This window comes from Alistipes senegalensis JC50, assembly GCF_025145645.1.
Classification (GTDB): domain Bacteria; phylum Bacteroidota; class Bacteroidia; order Bacteroidales; family Rikenellaceae; genus Alistipes; species Alistipes senegalensis.
On the sequence record NZ_CP102252.1, the window covers coordinates 2,731,871 to 2,747,109 of the forward strand.

Annotated in this window: 12 protein-coding genes and 1 tRNA gene; 7 read left to right on the forward strand and 6 right to left on the reverse strand. The window is 56.9% G+C overall.

Annotated features, from left to right (window positions below; all coding sequences use genetic code 11):
• Complete coding sequence (locus NQ519_RS10860) at positions 1 to 1,143, forward strand: endonuclease/exonuclease/phosphatase family protein (RefSeq protein WP_019151132.1); 1,143 nt, start codon at positions 1 to 3, stop codon at positions 1,141 to 1,143.
• A 102-nt stretch (positions 1,144 to 1,245) separates the two neighbouring features.
• A complete protein-coding gene (locus NQ519_RS10865) occupies positions 1,246 to 1,695 on the forward strand; it encodes a YhcH/YjgK/YiaL family protein (protein WP_026076608.1) in 450 nt (149 codons plus the stop codon).
• A 54-nt stretch (positions 1,696 to 1,749) separates the two neighbouring features.
• On the opposite strand, the gene NQ519_RS10870 is transcribed toward NQ519_RS10865, so the two are convergent.
• A complete protein-coding gene (locus NQ519_RS10870) occupies positions 1,750 to 2,928 on the reverse strand; it encodes a multidrug effflux MFS transporter (RefSeq protein ID WP_019151130.1) in 1,179 nt (392 codons plus the stop codon).
• Between the two features lie 208 nt (positions 2,929 to 3,136).
• Here NQ519_RS10870 and NQ519_RS10875 point away from each other — a divergent pair, with 208 nt between their 5' ends.
• The 3 genes from NQ519_RS10875 to NQ519_RS10885 all read left to right on the forward strand — a co-directional run bounded on the left by NQ519_RS10875 (position 3,137) and on the right by NQ519_RS10885 (position 5,215).
• Positions 3,137 to 3,517 carry a hypothetical protein gene (locus NQ519_RS10875; protein WP_019151129.1) on the forward strand — a complete coding sequence of 127 codons (381 nt, stop codon included), beginning with the start codon at positions 3,137 to 3,139 and terminating at the stop codon, positions 3,515 to 3,517.
• A 143-nt stretch (positions 3,518 to 3,660) separates the two neighbouring features.
• Complete coding sequence (locus NQ519_RS10880; protein WP_019151128.1) at positions 3,661 to 4,011, forward strand: hypothetical protein; 351 nt, start codon at positions 3,661 to 3,663, stop codon at positions 4,009 to 4,011.
• Positions 3,998 to 5,215, forward strand: coding sequence for a sodium ion-translocating decarboxylase subunit beta (locus NQ519_RS10885; RefSeq protein WP_019151127.1), 1,218 nt, complete (start codon positions 3,998 to 4,000; stop codon positions 5,213 to 5,215). The genes NQ519_RS10880 and NQ519_RS10885 overlap by 14 nt, the downstream gene beginning before the upstream one ends.
• Before the next feature lie 52 nt (positions 5,216 to 5,267).
• Here NQ519_RS10885 and NQ519_RS10890 read toward each other — a convergent pair whose 3' ends face one another.
• The 4 genes from NQ519_RS10890 to NQ519_RS10905 all read right to left on the reverse strand — a co-directional run bounded on the left by NQ519_RS10890 (position 5,268) and on the right by NQ519_RS10905 (position 12,611).
• Positions 5,268 to 6,581: a UDP-glucose dehydrogenase family protein gene (locus NQ519_RS10890; RefSeq protein ID WP_026076607.1), complete on the reverse strand. Its 1,314-nt coding sequence runs from the start codon at positions 6,579 to 6,581 to the stop codon at positions 5,268 to 5,270.
• A gap of 112 nt (positions 6,582 to 6,693) precedes the next feature.
• The gene (locus NQ519_RS10895; RefSeq protein ID WP_019151125.1) at positions 6,694 to 7,887 is read right to left on the reverse strand and encodes an FprA family A-type flavoprotein; all 1,194 of its coding nucleotides are present in this window, start codon (positions 7,885 to 7,887) and stop codon (positions 6,694 to 6,696) included.
• Positions 7,888 to 8,014: 127 nt separating this feature from the next.
• Positions 8,015 to 9,490, reverse strand: a complete 1,476-nt coding sequence (locus tag NQ519_RS10900) for a SusD/RagB family nutrient-binding outer membrane lipoprotein (RefSeq protein ID WP_019151124.1) — start codon at positions 9,488 to 9,490, stop codon at positions 8,015 to 8,017.
• Positions 9,491 to 9,503: 13 nt separating this feature from the next.
• The gene (locus NQ519_RS10905) at positions 9,504 to 12,611 is read right to left on the reverse strand and encodes a SusC/RagA family TonB-linked outer membrane protein (protein WP_227901122.1); all 3,108 of its coding nucleotides are present in this window, start codon (positions 12,609 to 12,611) and stop codon (positions 9,504 to 9,506) included.
• A 402-nt stretch (positions 12,612 to 13,013) separates the two neighbouring features.
• Here NQ519_RS10905 and NQ519_RS10910 point away from each other — a divergent pair.
• Positions 13,014 to 13,086: transfer RNA gene (locus NQ519_RS10910), tRNA-Phe, on the forward strand.
• A 115-nt stretch (positions 13,087 to 13,201) separates the two neighbouring features.
• Positions 13,202 to 14,404 (forward strand): site-specific integrase, encoded by a 1,203-nt coding sequence (locus tag NQ519_RS10915; RefSeq protein WP_026076605.1) that lies wholly within the window; start codon positions 13,202 to 13,204, stop codon positions 14,402 to 14,404.
• Between the two features lie 145 nt (positions 14,405 to 14,549).
• Here the strand turns inward: NQ519_RS10915 and NQ519_RS10920 are convergent, their stop codons facing one another.
• A complete protein-coding gene (locus NQ519_RS10920; RefSeq protein WP_019151121.1) occupies positions 14,550 to 15,065 on the reverse strand; it encodes a hypothetical protein in 516 nt (171 codons plus the stop codon).
• Positions 15,066 to 15,239: the final 174 nt, after the last annotated feature.

Here is a 15,239-nt window from a genome sequence, read left to right on the forward strand (position 1 = left end):
ATGGCTTCGGAGTATTACAACGATTACGGGGGACGCCCGGCGAAACGCCGCCGCAGTATCGTCATAAGAGTGCTGGACCTGATTCTGACGATAGCGACCGTCGCGGCGGCCGTGACGATGCTGCTTACCTATCTGGTCCCTTACGTCGATCCCGCCCGGGTCTGGTTCTTTCCCGTGCTGGGGCTTGCGGCCCCCGGCATCTACGTCGCCTCGGTGGTGCTGATGCTCTATTGGGTGATCCGCTGGCGCACGGTGCGCGCCCTGGTGATGCTGGCGATCGTCGTGGCGGGGCTTTTCAAGGTTTCGCTCTTCTGGCGGCCCGAAATCCGCCGCAGCTACGCCGAAGAGGCGGTTTATGACCGCGGGTCGTTCCGGGTGATGACCTACAACGTCCGCAGTTTCTACGGCGAGAACGGCGGCAGCAGCGTCGATGACATCCTGCAACTGATCGCCGAACAGGACCCCGACATCATCTGTTTGCAGGAGTTCAACGCCCGTCTGGCGGAGCGTTCGGCGGAGTTCGCGCTGCTCGACGAGAAGTACGAAAGCGCCCATTTCGGACGCACGCAGGCTCCCGACTCGGTCTACGGCTCGACGATGGCCATCCTGAGCAAATACCGCATCCTGCGGACCGGCACGGTGCTGACGCCTTCGTCGTCGGTCTGGGCCGACGTGATGATCGGCGAAGATACGGTGCGGGTGTTCAACAACCACCTTCGTTCGACGGCCATCAACGCCTCGGACAACGAGTTCATCACCAGCCACCGGTTCCTCTCGGACACGGCGCGCGAGACCAAGATCCGCAGCATCGTCACGCGCCTGCGCGAGAACAGCGTGCTGCGGGCCCGGCAGGTGGACAGCATCGCCAAGGTCGCGGGCGCGACGCGTACGCGGAAGATCGTCTGCGGCGATTTCAACGACACGCCGATGTCGTATGTCTACCGCACGATGGCCCGGGGGCTGCGTGACGCTTTCAGTGAGTGCGGTTCGGGCTATTCGCATACGTTCCGGGGATTCTACAACACGCTGCGCATCGACTACGTGCTGAGTTCCGAGGGGTTGGAAACCCTCTCCTACGAGGTGATACCGGTCGAGTATTCGGACCACCATCCCGTCGTCGTGCGGCTGAAAAAATCGTCGTAGAGGGACCCTTTGGTTAAAATAAAAATTCTTGTTAACTTTGTGTGCGGCTGCGGAATCGGTTCCGGGGCCGGAGAACGAAGAACCGGAAAAACAGATAAAAACATGATTTTAGACTCACTGAAAAACTGCGCGTTGTACGAGAACGTCAACCCGCGCATGAAGAAGGCTTTCGCGCTGATCGCTTCGACGGACTGGACGAAGATGGAGCCGGGCATCCATGAGCTCGACGGCAAGGACATCTATGTCAACGTGATGGAGCGCGAGCTCAAACGGAAACCCGATGCCAAACTCGAAGTGCACAACGAGTACATCGACATCCAGGTGCTCGTCACCGGCAAGGAGGAGTCCTTCGGCTGGAGCGAGCGCCGGGAACTGAAACTGCCGCAGGGCGAGTTCGACGCCGCGAAAGACATCCAGTTCTTCGACGACGTGCCGCAGACCTATTATACGCTGCGCCCGGGCCAGTTCACGGTGCTTTTCCCCGAGGACGGCCACGCTCCGATGGTGGGCGAGGGAACGGTGCGCAAGATCATCGTCAAGGTGCGCAAGTAGGCGTGCCGGACGATCGGGTTACGGGCCGGAGCATTGCGCTCCGGCCTTTTTTTGTCAGGCGGCGGCGAGCGTCGTGGGCCGCGGGACGATGCGCAGGCTGAGCCATGAACAGAGGGCGCAGGCGACGAAGACCGTACCTGTGGAGAGAAGCGTGTTGCCGATGCCGACCAGCGGCGATACGACACCGCCGAACGAGAAGCAGACGGCGCCCAGCAGGGCCGAGGCCGTGCCGGCGTGCTCGCGGGCCGATTCCATAGCCAGCGCCGTGGAGGAGGTGAAGGTGAGTCCCATGGCGAACAGCAGTCCGAAAAGCACTCCTTCGTAGACCCAGAAACCGCATCCGAGGCCGAGTGCCGCGGCTTCGGCGGCGGCGAAGAGGAGCATTCCGGCGCATCCGGTGCGGGTGCTTCGTTCGGGACTGCGGAAGCGGATCGAGAAGGCTGCGGCTCCGCCGATGGCCACGGCGTTGACGGCGAAGCAGATGCTGAATTCGAAGGCCGAGAACCCGTAGTGTCCCTGCACGATGAAGGGCGAGGAGGCGATGTAGGCGAACAGCACGCCCTGTGCGAAGCCCATTTGCAGTACATAGGCCAGGTAGCGACGGTTGCGGAGCACGGTGCCGAAATTGCGGAGGATGTCGTTCCAGGCCACGGCGCTGCGGCGTTCGGCGGGCAGCGATTCGCGGAGGCGGAAACAGCCTGCGAGCAGGAGGCACCCCAGTCCGAGCAGGATGCAGAAGATGCCCTGCCAGCCGATGGAGTCGGTGAGGGTGCCGCCGATGATGGGTGCGACGACCGGTGCGACGCCGTTGACGGCGCCGATCAGCGCCAGCATCCGGGCCAGGTCGCGGCCTCCGAAACGGTCGGTGGCCACCGACTGCGAAATGACGATGCCGCCCGAACCGGCGATGCCTTGCAGGAAGCGAGCGGCGATGAACTGGCGGATGTCCGAGGCGAAGATGCAGAGCAGCGTGGAGCCGATGAAGAGCCACATGGCCGTCAGCAGCGGCGTGCGGCGTCCGTACTTGTCGCTCAGGGGGCCGAAGAGCAGCTGTCCGGCGGCCAGACCGATCATGCTGGTCGTCAGGCCCATCTGCACCATCGACGAAGAGGTGCGGAAGAAATCCGTCATGGCGGGCAGCGTCGGCAGGTACATGTCCGTCACGAAGGGACCGAACGCCGTCAGCAGGCCCAGCAGGACGAGCAGGAAAAGTTTGCTGTTATCGTTGTTCATAATGTACTGTTTGACCGTTGCAAAATTACTTCGAATTTTCGCCCTGCAAATCGCCTTTTGGGGCAGGGTGTGGTTCAATTTCGGAATATGCCTGTCTGAAAAATCCCCGCTTCCGGCTTCCGAAAACCGGGGATGAAAAGATTCCTGCCGCAGACTTGTTTGTTTCTCGGATTTGTATTAAATTTGAGCGACGCAATTTCTACGAGATATGAAAACGCCGGTGTTCATCCTGTTGTTTCTGCTGCTCTCCTCGCTGTCGCCGGCGAAGGACGCGGGCGCGGAAGCGCGTATGCCGGCCGATGTCGGCAGGGTCGCGGAGTGTTACTCCGTGGCGTCCCTCTATGCCGATTGTTTCGCCACGGAGACCGTTCAGCCGGCTGTCCCGTCGCCCGTGCGCGCCCTGCGCAAGCATTTGGAGAATCACCGCCGGACGACTGTCGATGTCCGGAACTCCTGTTTCGGACGCCATTTCTCGCTCGCGCGGAGTTGCTGTACGCAATATGTCGTTTCCCTGCTGTCGCAGAGCGAACTGACGGCCCTGCCGTCCCACCGGACCGACTATCTCCGGTTCGGCATACTGGTCATTTAGCCTCTCATCCCTTCATCCGATCCCGTACCGTGCACCCCGCAGGGGATGCTGTACGGGTGAATTCCGTGTGCGAACCGCTCCCGAATGCCGTGCGGCCCGGGGCGTGGCGTCGCGCGCACTACAAATCTTAAAAAAATAAAGCGATGAACCTGATGTATATAATTCGGGAGACTGCGCTGATGATGGGCTTCACGTTTGTCGTGGGGATCGCATTCGCGTATGTGCTCAAAGGGATGACTTTCTTCTTCTCCCGCTTCGGCGGGTGCGGCCTTTCCGACTGGATGGGCCGGAGCCGGGTATGGGCCCGGGCCTACCGCATGAACCTGATACGTACCTACCGCAGTATCTGGTCGTTGGACTGTGAGGACGACGGCTCTCCGGAAGGGGCGGCGCAGAACGGACTGGCCGAATACCATTTCGGAAATCCCCGGGACGGGGAGAAACAGGATGCGGAAATGAAACGTTTATACGAATTGCATCATGGAAAAATTTGATCTGGGCAGTATTTTCCAGGGCATTTCGACCCTGTTGCAGTCCGATCCGGCGATCATGTATTCGCGCATCGGGCTAATCCTGCTGGGCATCCTGCTGGTTTACCTGGGACGCAAGGGGATTCTGGAACCGCTGGTGATGATCCCGATGGGACTGGGCATGGCGGCCGTGAACGCCGGTGTGCTGATCTTTCCCGGAGGTGCCCACGGCAATCTGTTCCTCGACCCGATGGTGACCGACACCGACCAGCTGATGAACATTCTGCAAATCGACTTCCTGCAACCCGTCTATACCTTCACTTTCAGCAACGGCCTGATCGCCTGCCTGATCTTCATGGGTATCGGAACGATGCTCGACATCAATTTCCTGCTGGCCAAACCCCTGCAAAGCATGTTCCTCGCGCTGTGCGCCGAGCTGGGGACCTTCGCCGTGCTGCCGATCGCCTATTCGATGGGCCTGAGTCCCAGTGACAGCGCCTCGATCGCTATGGTGGGCGGCGCGGACGGACCGATGGTGCTCTTCACCTCGCTCAACCTCTCGAAGGAGATCTTCGTGCCGATCACCGTCGTGGCCTATCTCTACCTGGGGCTGACCTACGGCGGGTATCCCTATCTGGTGCGGGCGATGGTGCCCAGACGCCTGCGGGCCATCAAGATGAAGCCTGCCGGGAAACCGGCGAAGCAGTACAGCCCCGCGGCCAAGATCGCATTCGCCGTGGTGATGTGCGTGATCCTTTGTTTGCTCTTCCCGGTGGCCGCGCCGCTGTTCTTCTCGCTCTTTATCGGCGTGGTCATCAAGGAGTCGGGACTGAAACACGTCAACGATTTCATCAGCGGGCCGATGCTCTACGGCTCGACGTTCTTCCTGGGCATCCTGCTGGGCGTGCTGTGCGACGCCCACACGCTGCTCGATCCCACGGTGCTCAAACTCCTCGTGCTGGGAATCCTCGCCCTGCTGATCTCGGGCATCGGCGGCATACTGGGCGGCTACGTCATGTATTTCATCAAGCGGGGCAATTTCAACCCCGTGATCGGCATCGCCGCCGTGAGCTGCGTGCCGACGACGGCCAAAGTCGCCCAGAAGATCGTGTCGCACGACAATCCTTCGTCGATGGTGCTGCCCGACGCTTTGGGAGCCAATGTCACGGGAGTCATCACGTCGGCCATCATCGCCGCGATCTACGTGACGGTGATTCCGATGTTGTAAATATCCGGTCCTGCAAGGAAACGGCCCGCTTTTCGCGGGCCGTTTTCGTCGGTCATTTCCCGATTCCGAAGTAGCGGAACCCGGCGGCCGCGACCTCCGGCTTGTCGAAGATGTTGCGGCCGTCGATGATCGCGTCGCCGCGCATCGCCGCGTGCAGCTGAGGCCAGTCGGGCATGCGGAACTCCTTCCATTCGGTGATGAGGGCCACGGCGTCGGCGCCTTCGGCCGCCTCGTACATCGTCCGGGCGTAACGGATCGGACGCCCGGCCATCCGCCGCTGCGATTCGGGCATGGCCACCGGATCGTAGGCGCAGACCTCGGCGCCGGCCTCCAGCAGAAGGTCGATCACCACCGTCGCCGGGGCTTCGCGCATGTCGTCGGTCTCGGGTTTGAACGCCAGCCCCCAGATCGTGACGAGCTTGCCCCGCAGGTCGCCCAGCGCGGCCTGCAATTTCTCGAAGACCACGCTTTTCTGCCGTTCGTTGACCCGTTCGACCGCTTCGATGATCTGCATCGTGCAGCCGTTCTCGCGGCCCGTGCGGGCCAGCGCTTTCACGTCTTTCGGGAAACACGATCCGCCGTAGCCGCAGCCGGGGTAGAGGAACTTGTTGCCGATGCGGGCGTCGGAGCCGATGCCTTTGCGCACCATCTCCACGTCGGCGCCCACGCGGTCGCAGAGGTTGGCGATCTCGTTCATAAACGAAATGCGCGTGGCCAGCATGGCGTTGGCGGCGTATTTGGTCATCTCGGCCGAGGGGATGTCCATGAACAGCACCCGGAAATTGTTGATCAGGAACGGCCGGTAGAGTCTGGCCATCAGCTCGCGGGCCCGCTCGCTCTCGACGCCCACGACCACGCGGTCGGGCGACATGAAATCCTTGATGGCGGCCCCCTCTTTGAGGAATTCGGGGTTCGAGGCGACATCGAACGGCACCTGGCAGCCCCGCCGGGCGAGCTCCTCCTCGATCACGGCCTTCACTTTCCGGGCCGTGCCCACGGGCACGGTGCTCTTGGTCACCAGCACGGTGTATTTCCGGATGTGGCGCCCGAAGGTGCGGGCCACCTCCAGGACGTATCTCAGATCGGCCGAGCCGTCCTCGTCGGGCGGGGTACCGACGGCCGAGAAGACCACTTCGACGTGGTCGAGGCATTCGGTGAGGTCGGTGGTGAAGTGGAGGCGTCCCGCACGGACGTTGCGCTGCACGAGCGCATCGAGCCCCGGTTCGTAGATGGGGATGGCGCCGGCGTTCAGCGCGTCGATCTTCTCCCGGTCTATGTCCACGCAGGTGATGTCGAGCCCCATTTCGGCGAAGCAGGCCCCCGATACCAGGCCGACATAGCCCGTACCCACGATTGCGATTTTCATCATAGTCTGTCGCGGTTTCTTGAATTCGCAACCGTAAAGATAGCGGTTTTTTCCGAAATTCCTTGTCCCTGAAAAGAAAAGGGGCGGTCCGGCGGGCCGCCCCTTTTTCGCGTTATTCGCTTCGCCGGCGTTCGGCGATGCGGCCTGCCAGTGTCCGGCAGAGGCCGCACACGTCGGACGAAAAGCCCTGCTTCATTTCCACGGGATCGCACAGGGGCTCCCACTTCATCTTCTGGGCGAACTCTCCCAGCAGGCGCACCGAGGCTCCGGCCCAGCAGAACGATCCGAACCAGCCGAATTTGCGTTGCGGGATGCAGCGGGCGGCGAGCCGGTCGAGCAGCTCGGCGACGGGCGGGAAGAGGTTGCCGTTGTAGGTCGGGCCGCCGACGATCAGCGTGTCGTAACGGAAGACATCGCGCAGGACCACCGAAGGATCGGCGTACGAAAGGTTGTAGACCCGGATGGGGCCGACACCTTCGGCCGCCAGCTCGCGGGCGATGCGCTCGGCCATCTGCTCCGTGTTGCCGTACATCGAGGCGTAGGCCACGACCACGCCCGGCTCGCCCTCGTAGCGGCTCAGACGGTCGTAAATATCCATCACCCGGGGAATCTCCCGCTGCCACACGGGGCCGTGCGTCGAACAGATCGTCTCGACGGGGAGCGTGCGGACCTTTTGCAGGGCCTTCTGCACCGGGCCGCCGTATTTGCCCACGATGCAGGCGTAGTAGCGGCGCATCTCGTCCCAGTAGCGGTCGGTATCGACCTGCGAGTCGGTGATGCCGCCGTCGAGGGCTCCGAACGTGCCGAAAGCGTCACCCGAAAAGAGCGTCTTCTCGCCGGCGCACCACGTCACCATCGTCTCGGGCCAATGCACCATCGGGATCAGGTGGAACGAAAGCACCTTGCCGCCGCCCAGGTCGAGCGTGTCGCCCTCCTTGACCTCGACCGTGCCCCCGGCGATGCCGTAGAACCCGTTGATCATTTGGAGCGTCTTGGCGTTGCCGACGATTTCGAGGTCGGGGTAGAGGCGGCGCAGCGCCGTGATCGACGACGAATGGTCGGGCTCCATGTGGTTGACGACCAGATAGTCGATCTTCCGGTCGCCGATCGTTTCGCGGATATTGGCTTCGAGGCGGCTGCCGAAAGCCTCCTCGACGGTGTCGATCAGCGCGATCTTTTCGCCCACGACCAGATAGGCATTGTACGACACGCCGATCGGAAGCGACCAGAGGGCTTCGAAGCGCGTGGTGGTGCGGTCGTTGACCCCGACGTAGTGGATGCCGGGACGTATTTCGGTAATTGCCATAATTGTTTTTTATTTGTCTGGCGGCAAAATTACGAAAAAAATCGCCATCTGCGAAATATCTTGCCGCTATCCGAAAAAGAGGCCGCTCCCGGTTCGGGAACGGCCTCCGTGCGGATTGCGGCCGGCGTTATTTCTGGAACCACATCTTGGTCCAGATGCCGTCCACCTGCGGAACGTTGTCATTGACGAGCGATTCGCGCGAGGGATAGGGCCAGCGGCTGATCAGATCGGTATACAGCGTTCGGATCATCTCCGGGACTTCGAGTTTCGGATAGTCCGTGCGGCGCTGTTCGGACCATGCTTCGAGCGGGCGCATCATCATCTCGATACGCTGCTGTGCGGCAATGGCTTCGATCGCTTTTTCGTCGCCGCCCAGTGTCGAGAGGGCGGGAACTCCGTCGGCGAAGGTCTTGGCATCGGCCGCAGCGACTCCGACGTTGGTGCAGGATGCTTCCAGACCCTTCTTGAAATATTCGTCGGCTTTGGTGAGGTCTTTGGTGACGCCCAGGCCGCGGACATAGGCCTCGGCTACATAGAACATCACTTCCGGATAGGAACAGATCACGTCGGAGTAGTCCGACTTGAACAGGTTGTCGAGGTTGAAACGCGCTTCGGTGATCTCCGAAGGATCTTCGGCCGCCATGGCGGACCCTTCATGCGTGGATGCAATACCCACGTACAAACCTTCCTTGTTGGGATAGAAATAGATGGGACGGCGCGGGTCGTTGGTCGCATTCATCGGATCGACGATTTCCGGCGTGCCGAAATACATCCAGCCGAGGAGACCCGGGTTCTGATTGTCGAATTCGGCGTTGGGATTCCGGTTGCCCGGGCTGTCGTAGAACGGGAATTTGCAGTCGTCGGCCGATGAAGAGAGCAGATCGCCTTCTTCGATCAGCGCCTTGATCTCGGCACCTACATCCTCCTTGTTGGAGAGGTACATGTAGATCTTCAACTTGATGGATTTGGCCAGTTTGCGCCATTTGGTCATGTCGCCTCCGTAGTAGAGGTCGTATTTGGAGATCGTGTTCGGATCGGACTCGTCGATTTGGTCGAGAGCCTCGTCCAGCAGCTCTTCCAAAGCGTAGAGCACCTCTTTCTGGGTGTCGAATTTCGGCTCCTTGATTTCGTCGATGCGCCATGCCTCACTGTACGGGATGTCGCCGAAGAGCATGGTCGTCTCCCAAAAAACGTTGGCCGTCAGTATTTTGCATTGGGCTTCGGCGTTGACGTGTCCCTTTTCCTGAGCGAATCCGATCGCACGCTGAAGGTTGTAACCCGTGCTCGAATAGGTGCCTACCCAGGCATTGCCCGACGAATACTCGGCGTCGATGCCGTAGGGTTCGCCGCCGAAGATGTAATTGAACCACTGGGTCTGTTCGGAAGCGGTCTGCGCAGCGTACATCAGTGTAAGGAATTGGTCGGCGCCGCAGCGTTTCATACTGTAATTCAGGGCCGCATTGGTGAACAGGTATCCGGGATCGACCTCCGTGGCGGCATATTCATTCGTGTTGATGTCCAGCCAATCGCCGCAGGATTGCAATCCGGAAGCAGTGCCGCCGATCGTCAGGGCGATTAGAAATTTATATGCTAATTTTTTCATACGGTGCTGCGTTTTAGAATGTTAACTTGATATTGAAACCGTAGCTGCGCGTCGAGGGAATACCGGCGTACTCGATACCCGAACCCACTGACGAGGGACCGAAGATGCTGGCCTCGGGGTCGATGTGCGGGACGTTCGATTTGATGAGCCACAGGTTGCGGGCTTCGAAACCTACCGAAAGCGAACCGATGAAGCAATGCTCGAACCACTTTTTCGGCATCTGGTAGGCCAGTACGATCTCACGCAGTTTGATGAACGTAGCATCGAAAACGTTCGCTTCGGTGATAGACTTGTCGTAGTTGGTATTCCAGAACTGATACGGAGTGATAGCTTTGGTGTTCTTCTCGCCGGTGTTCTGGCCGTCTTTGTAGACGAATCCCTTATCGATGATCTCGGCGCGGTCGTTGCCCAGCGTCTCTTCAGCCAGACCGCTCGTGCGCAGCTGCTGTACCGTTCCCGAGTACATGACGCCTCCGTAACGGATGTCGAGCAGGAAGCTCAGCGAAAGACCTTTGTACGAGAAAGTGTTGCCGATACCCATCGTCCAGTCGGGAGAGACTTTGCCGAGATTCTTCGTGTCGGAACTCTTGATGCGCGTACCGTTCTCGCTGATGGCGAAATTGCCGTTTTCGTCGCGCAGCCAATAGGAGCCGTAGAGGCTGAACGATTCGCCTTCGACCGCTTTGATCTGGGTGCCTTCGTAACCCGAGGCCAGCGTGTAGGCTTTGACCGAGGGGTCGAGCTCCTTCACGAGTTGTTTGTTCGAAGCGAAGTTCACGTCGATGTCCCAGCGGAAGTTCCTGGTCTGCACGGGAGTCGCGCCCAACAGAATTTCGACGCCCTCGTTGGTGATGACACCGGCGTTCTTGCGCATGTAGAAAAATCCCGTGGAGTTGGCTACGTCCAGGCGGACGATGTTCTTGGTCGTCTTCTGATAATAATAGGTGGCGTCGAGACGCAGACGGCCGTTGAAAAACCGCAGGTCGGCGCCGACTTCGAACGAAGACTGGTTCTGCGGTTCGAGATTCGGGTCGGGATAGGTCGGCGTCGCTTCATAGCCCAGCAGCCCGCCGAACGGGAAATAGTTGGTGCATCCGAATTGTCCGAACACTTCCGAAACGGGGTAGTAGAGGAAATCGAGCTGATAGGGTGCCGTATCGCTGCCGACATTGGCATAGCTGACGCGGAACTTACCGAAGCTCAGTACGTCGTTTTTCGGAATCAGCTCCGAGAAGACGAATCCGGCGCTGACCGAAGGATAAAAATAGGAGCGGTGCGACTTGGGCATGGTCGAGGACCAGTCGTTACGTCCCGTGACGCTCAGGTAGACGATGTCCTTGTAGCTGAGGTCCACCTCGCCGTAGAGACCGATCAGGCGCGATTTCACCATGTCGTTCGTCGAGACGACGCTCTCGGCATTGGCATAGGTGTAGACATCCGCCACGAGCAGGTCTTTGGCCGAGACTTCCAGGTATTTGGTCATGTTCTGGTTGATGTTGTGGCCCAGCATCACTTTCAGCCCCCAGTCCTCGTTGAACTTGGCGTCGTAGGAGATCATCAGGTCGTTGTTGATCTGACGGTTGGTGATGTCGTTGGTGTTGAACTGGCCCTTCGGACGCCCGATCGTGCCGCTGGCCCAGATCTGACGGCGCTCCTCGTGGAAGTAGTCGGTTCCCAGGTTGTTGGTGATCGTCAGTCCCTCGATGGGCTTGTAGGTGACGGTCGCTGTGCCGTAGAGACGGTCTACCGTGTTGGTGAAGAGGTTTTTATTGACTGTCCAGTAGAAATTGCCGCTGGTGCTTTTCTCGGTGATCTTGCCCTGCGTGCCGTCTTCGTTCATCCAGTTGTCCTTCAGCCAGTTCAGATCCCAGTTGCGGGCGATGCCGTTGATCTGCGGAACCAATACGTTGATCTCGTTCGATCCCTGGGCGGGCCGGCCGGCCGAGGAGGTGTGCGCGTAGTTGAACGAAACGCGTGCTTCGAGTTTGTCGTTGAATTTGCGGCCGCCGTTGAACGCTACGTTATATTTGTCGTAGTCGTTCTTGGGGATGATACCTTTCTGGTTGTGCGCCGTGAAGCCCAGACGGAAATCGTTTTTCTCGTCGCCGCCGGCTACCGAGATATTATTAATATAGGTATGTCCCGTGTTATAGAAGTCCTTGACATTGTTTTTGTAGGCTTTCAGCTGGACTTCGTCGCCCAGGAAATTCTGGACGGTCTGTCCTTCGATCTTGGGGCCCCAGCCGTTCTGCGAATAGGGATTGTAGGTGCCGTCGGAAGAGTTGCCGCCTGCATAGCTGTTCTGGAAATCGGGAGCCTTCAGGATGTTCTCGAAACGCAGCGTCGAGTTGATCGTTACGCTGGTTTTCTGCATCCGCGAACCTTTCTTGGTCGTGATGATGATAGCGCCGTCCTTGGCGCGGGCACCGTAAAGGGCCGTTGCGGCGGCGCCTTTCAGGACGTTGATCGACTCGATGTCGTCACCCGAAATGTCGCCCATGCGGTTGCCCACATCGACCGAACCATTGATGCCGGTCGGGTTGTAACTTTGGTTGCTGACGGGCATACCGTCGATGACGAAGAGCGGCGAACCGGCCGAGCCGAGCGACGACTGGCCGCGGATGATAATGCGCGAACCGCCGCCTGCGGTGCCCGAAGCTGCGGAGATGTTCACGCCGGCGACTTTACCGGCCAGCGCGTTGAGGACGTTGCCTTCGCGGGCCTTGTTGATTTCGTCCGCCTTGACGGTGGATACCGAGTAGCCGAGCGATTTTTCGGAACGGGTGATACCCATGGCCGTCACCACGACCTCGTCCACACCGATCGCATTCTCTTTCATCTGGACGTTGATGACGCTCTTGCCGCTGACGGGAACGGTCTGGTTCTCCATGCCGATGAACGAGAAGACCAGTTTGGCGTCTTTGCCGGCCGATATGCTGTATGCACCGGCTGCATTTGTCGTGGTGCCGACGGAGGTGCCTTCGACGACCACTGTCACGCCGGCGATCGGTTTACCGTCGGAACCGGTAACCGTGCCGGAAATTTGCTTGCTTTGGGCCTGGGAAAGCAAAATTCCCCCCCCCAGCAATGCAATTAACGTCAGTAGAATTTTTCTTACCATAAGCGTTAATCAATTAATTGTAAAATAAAAAGTTCACAACAAAGGTAAGAAATCGCTAACTCCTTTACAAAAAATTTATTAAAATAATTTACAAATGTAACATATCGTGCCGAAATGAGCTTTCGGGAGTTACGATTCGGCCGGTTGATGGATTGCGGTATTACAATTTGTAACCGACTTTTCAGATAATTTTTTGGTCGAATCGGCCGGATTCAATCGTCGCTTGAATGGTTTTGAAAAAGATGGAGAAGGGACCGATAGCGGGTGTGAAATGGCTTTAATCGCGGTTGTATGATTATGCGAGGGCAGAAAAGTTGTAAATTTTCGGGGAAACTTTTGCAAGTTTGAGAAATTTGCTTACCTTTGCACCACGATAATACGAAATGCTTCGTTTATCGGGATGGTGCCATAGCTCAGTTGGTAGAGCAAAGGACTGAAAATCCTTGTGTCGCTGGTTCGATTCCCGCTGGTACCACAAAGAAAATCAACCACTTACAGCAATGTAGGTGGTTTTCTTTTTGTCTTTTCCGTAGCGGTTTTATGGTGGTTTAAGGCCTTGAGTTAAACCGAGAGTTAAACCAAAAATCACTATGGATGCAGGTGTTAACATTCTCTGTTACAAATCAAAAACTCTTGCCAACGGCGCACATCCGCTGATGATTCGTGTCTGTAAAGACGGGAAAAAGAAATATGTCAGCCTCGGCGTGTCTGTTTTACCGCAGTTTTGGGATTTTACGAAGAACCAGCCGAAAAAGAATTGTCCCAACAAGGCATATATCGAAAAGATTATTGCGGATAAGAGTAGCGAGTTTGCCGAGCGCATCATCGAACTGAAAGCAGAAAAGAAAGAATTTACGGCTACAACGCTGACTGAACGGCTGACAGAGAGCACACGAGCAAGACGCACGGTAGGCGAAATGTTCCAATCTCAAATCGAGAACTTGAAACAAACGGGGCGAACGGGCTATGCGCTGTCGCACCAAGAGGTCTACAATTCCTTGTTGAAATTCAACGGACATCTGAATATCTACTTTTCAGAAATTGATACCGTTTGGCTGAAACGCTATGAAACATGGTTGCGGGGACAAGGTTTTTCAGAAAATACGATAGGCCGTCGATTCCGCACTTTACGGGCAGTCTATAATGTAGCCATTGAGGAAAAGTGTGTGAAAGCGGATTATTATCCGTTCAAATCCTACAAGGTTTCCAAACTGCACCAAGCGACGGCAAAGCGAGCCATAAGTAAGGCGGACATCATGCGGATTATCGAATACCGCAGTAATGATTTTTACAAGCAATTTGCAATCGATTTGTTTGCGTTTGGCTACTTTATGGGTGGGATTAATTTCGTGGACATAGCCTACCTCAAAACCGATAATATCGTGGATGGACGACTAATCTACACCCGACGCAAAACGCATAAGTTGATTAGGCTACCTTTACAGTCCAAAGCGCAGGAAATTATAGAGCGTTACCGACAAGATGGTGCGCTCTTTTTGTTTCCTATACTTTCTGCATTTCATAAAACCGAGCAACAGCAACGCAATCGAGTTCACAAAGTCATTTCCAAAGTGAACGAGCGGCTGAAAGAGGTTGGGAAAGAGTTGGAAATCCCTATCGACTTAACGACCTATGTTTCGCGGCATAGTTTCGCCACAGTCTTAAAACGAGAGGGTGTAAGCACGTCGATAATTTGTGAATCATTAGGCCATAGTTCGGAAAAGGTTACGCAGATTTACTTGGATAGTTTCGAGAACAGCCAAATCGACGCGGCAATGAAGAATCTACTTTGATAAAGACAAAAAGCGAGGGGCGCAATTCCACAGTCTCCACTTGTGGATTGCCACCCCTCTAAATGTTTTTGTTGCGTCTGCGCTTCCTCTCGGAAACGAAGCAATGAACGTCCAAGACTAAACGTGTCTCGGAATCCCAGCAATGTTAAGCCGCAGTTACCGCCGAACCAGACGTAGCGGGTACTTCGCTCGGCGTCTCCTGCACATTGGAACTGCTGTTGGCATAGAGTTTCTTCTCATCCACGTAAAGCGGTTCTGTGAACATCTTCACCCGCTCTCCGAGGACGGTTTCCACTCCCTCGATCAAAACCCTCTTCGCCGTCTTTTCGCTCTCAAACAGAATATGTTGAGCAACGGTTTTAGGGGCAAGACCGAGGTTGTCGCAAGCCTTGTTAAAACGCATGGAATCAAGCAGCAATTTTTCGCTTTGGCTCAATAAATCAAGCCAAAACCGCAAATCGTCTGCATAATACTTGCTGATGCAAGCCTTAATGCACTCACGTTTGACACTCGTACTCTTAACGATTTGTGCATTGAATTTCTTCCGTGCATCGTCGAGGACTTTCCAAACGGGCGATTTAGGCGTGCGGCCTTTGCCAGCGTTTTTCTTGGTTGCAACCTTCGCTTCAACAGCAGATTCGAGATTTTTTTCGATCTTCATAATGTTGTTTAATAGGAGAATATAAACACCTGCTGATTTGTTGTTTCATCCCGCGCAGGATACGGGATACCGTATATTGCCGTTGAACGCAATGATTATCAAAGAACTTTCGGGCGTCAAAAGTATAAAATTATGTCTATTCAAGCAAGAAAAATGCAATTAAAAATACTTATT

Coding starts and splice junctions, on each gene's coding strand:
- NQ519_RS10860 (WP_019151132.1), top strand. CDS start 1: ATGGCTTCGGAGTATTACAACGATTACGGGGGACGCCCGGCGAAACGC.
- NQ519_RS10865 (WP_026076608.1), top strand. CDS start 1,246: ATGATTTTAGACTCACTGAAAAACTGCGCGTTGTACGAGAACGTCAAC.
- NQ519_RS10870 (WP_019151130.1), bottom strand. CDS start 2,928: ATGAACAACGATAACAGCAAACTTTTCCTGCTCGTCCTGCTGGGCCTG.
- NQ519_RS10875 (WP_019151129.1), top strand. CDS start 3,137: ATGAAAACGCCGGTGTTCATCCTGTTGTTTCTGCTGCTCTCCTCGCTG.
- NQ519_RS10880 (WP_019151128.1), top strand. CDS start 3,661: ATGAACCTGATGTATATAATTCGGGAGACTGCGCTGATGATGGGCTTC.
- NQ519_RS10885 (WP_019151127.1), top strand. CDS start 3,998: ATGGAAAAATTTGATCTGGGCAGTATTTTCCAGGGCATTTCGACCCTG.
- NQ519_RS10890 (WP_026076607.1), bottom strand. CDS start 6,581: ATGAAAATCGCAATCGTGGGTACGGGCTATGTCGGCCTGGTATCGGGG.
- NQ519_RS10895 (WP_019151125.1), bottom strand. CDS start 7,887: ATGGCAATTACCGAAATACGTCCCGGCATCCACTACGTCGGGGTCAAC.
- NQ519_RS10900 (WP_019151124.1), bottom strand. CDS start 9,490: ATGAAAAAATTAGCATATAAATTTCTAATCGCCCTGACGATCGGCGGC.
- NQ519_RS10905 (WP_227901122.1), bottom strand. CDS start 12,611: ATGGTAAGAAAAATTCTACTGACGTTAATTGCATTGCTGGGGGGGGGA.
- NQ519_RS10915 (WP_026076605.1), top strand. CDS start 13,202: ATGGATGCAGGTGTTAACATTCTCTGTTACAAATCAAAAACTCTTGCC.
- NQ519_RS10920 (WP_019151121.1), bottom strand. CDS start 15,065: ATGAAGATCGAAAAAAATCTCGAATCTGCTGTTGAAGCGAAGGTTGCA.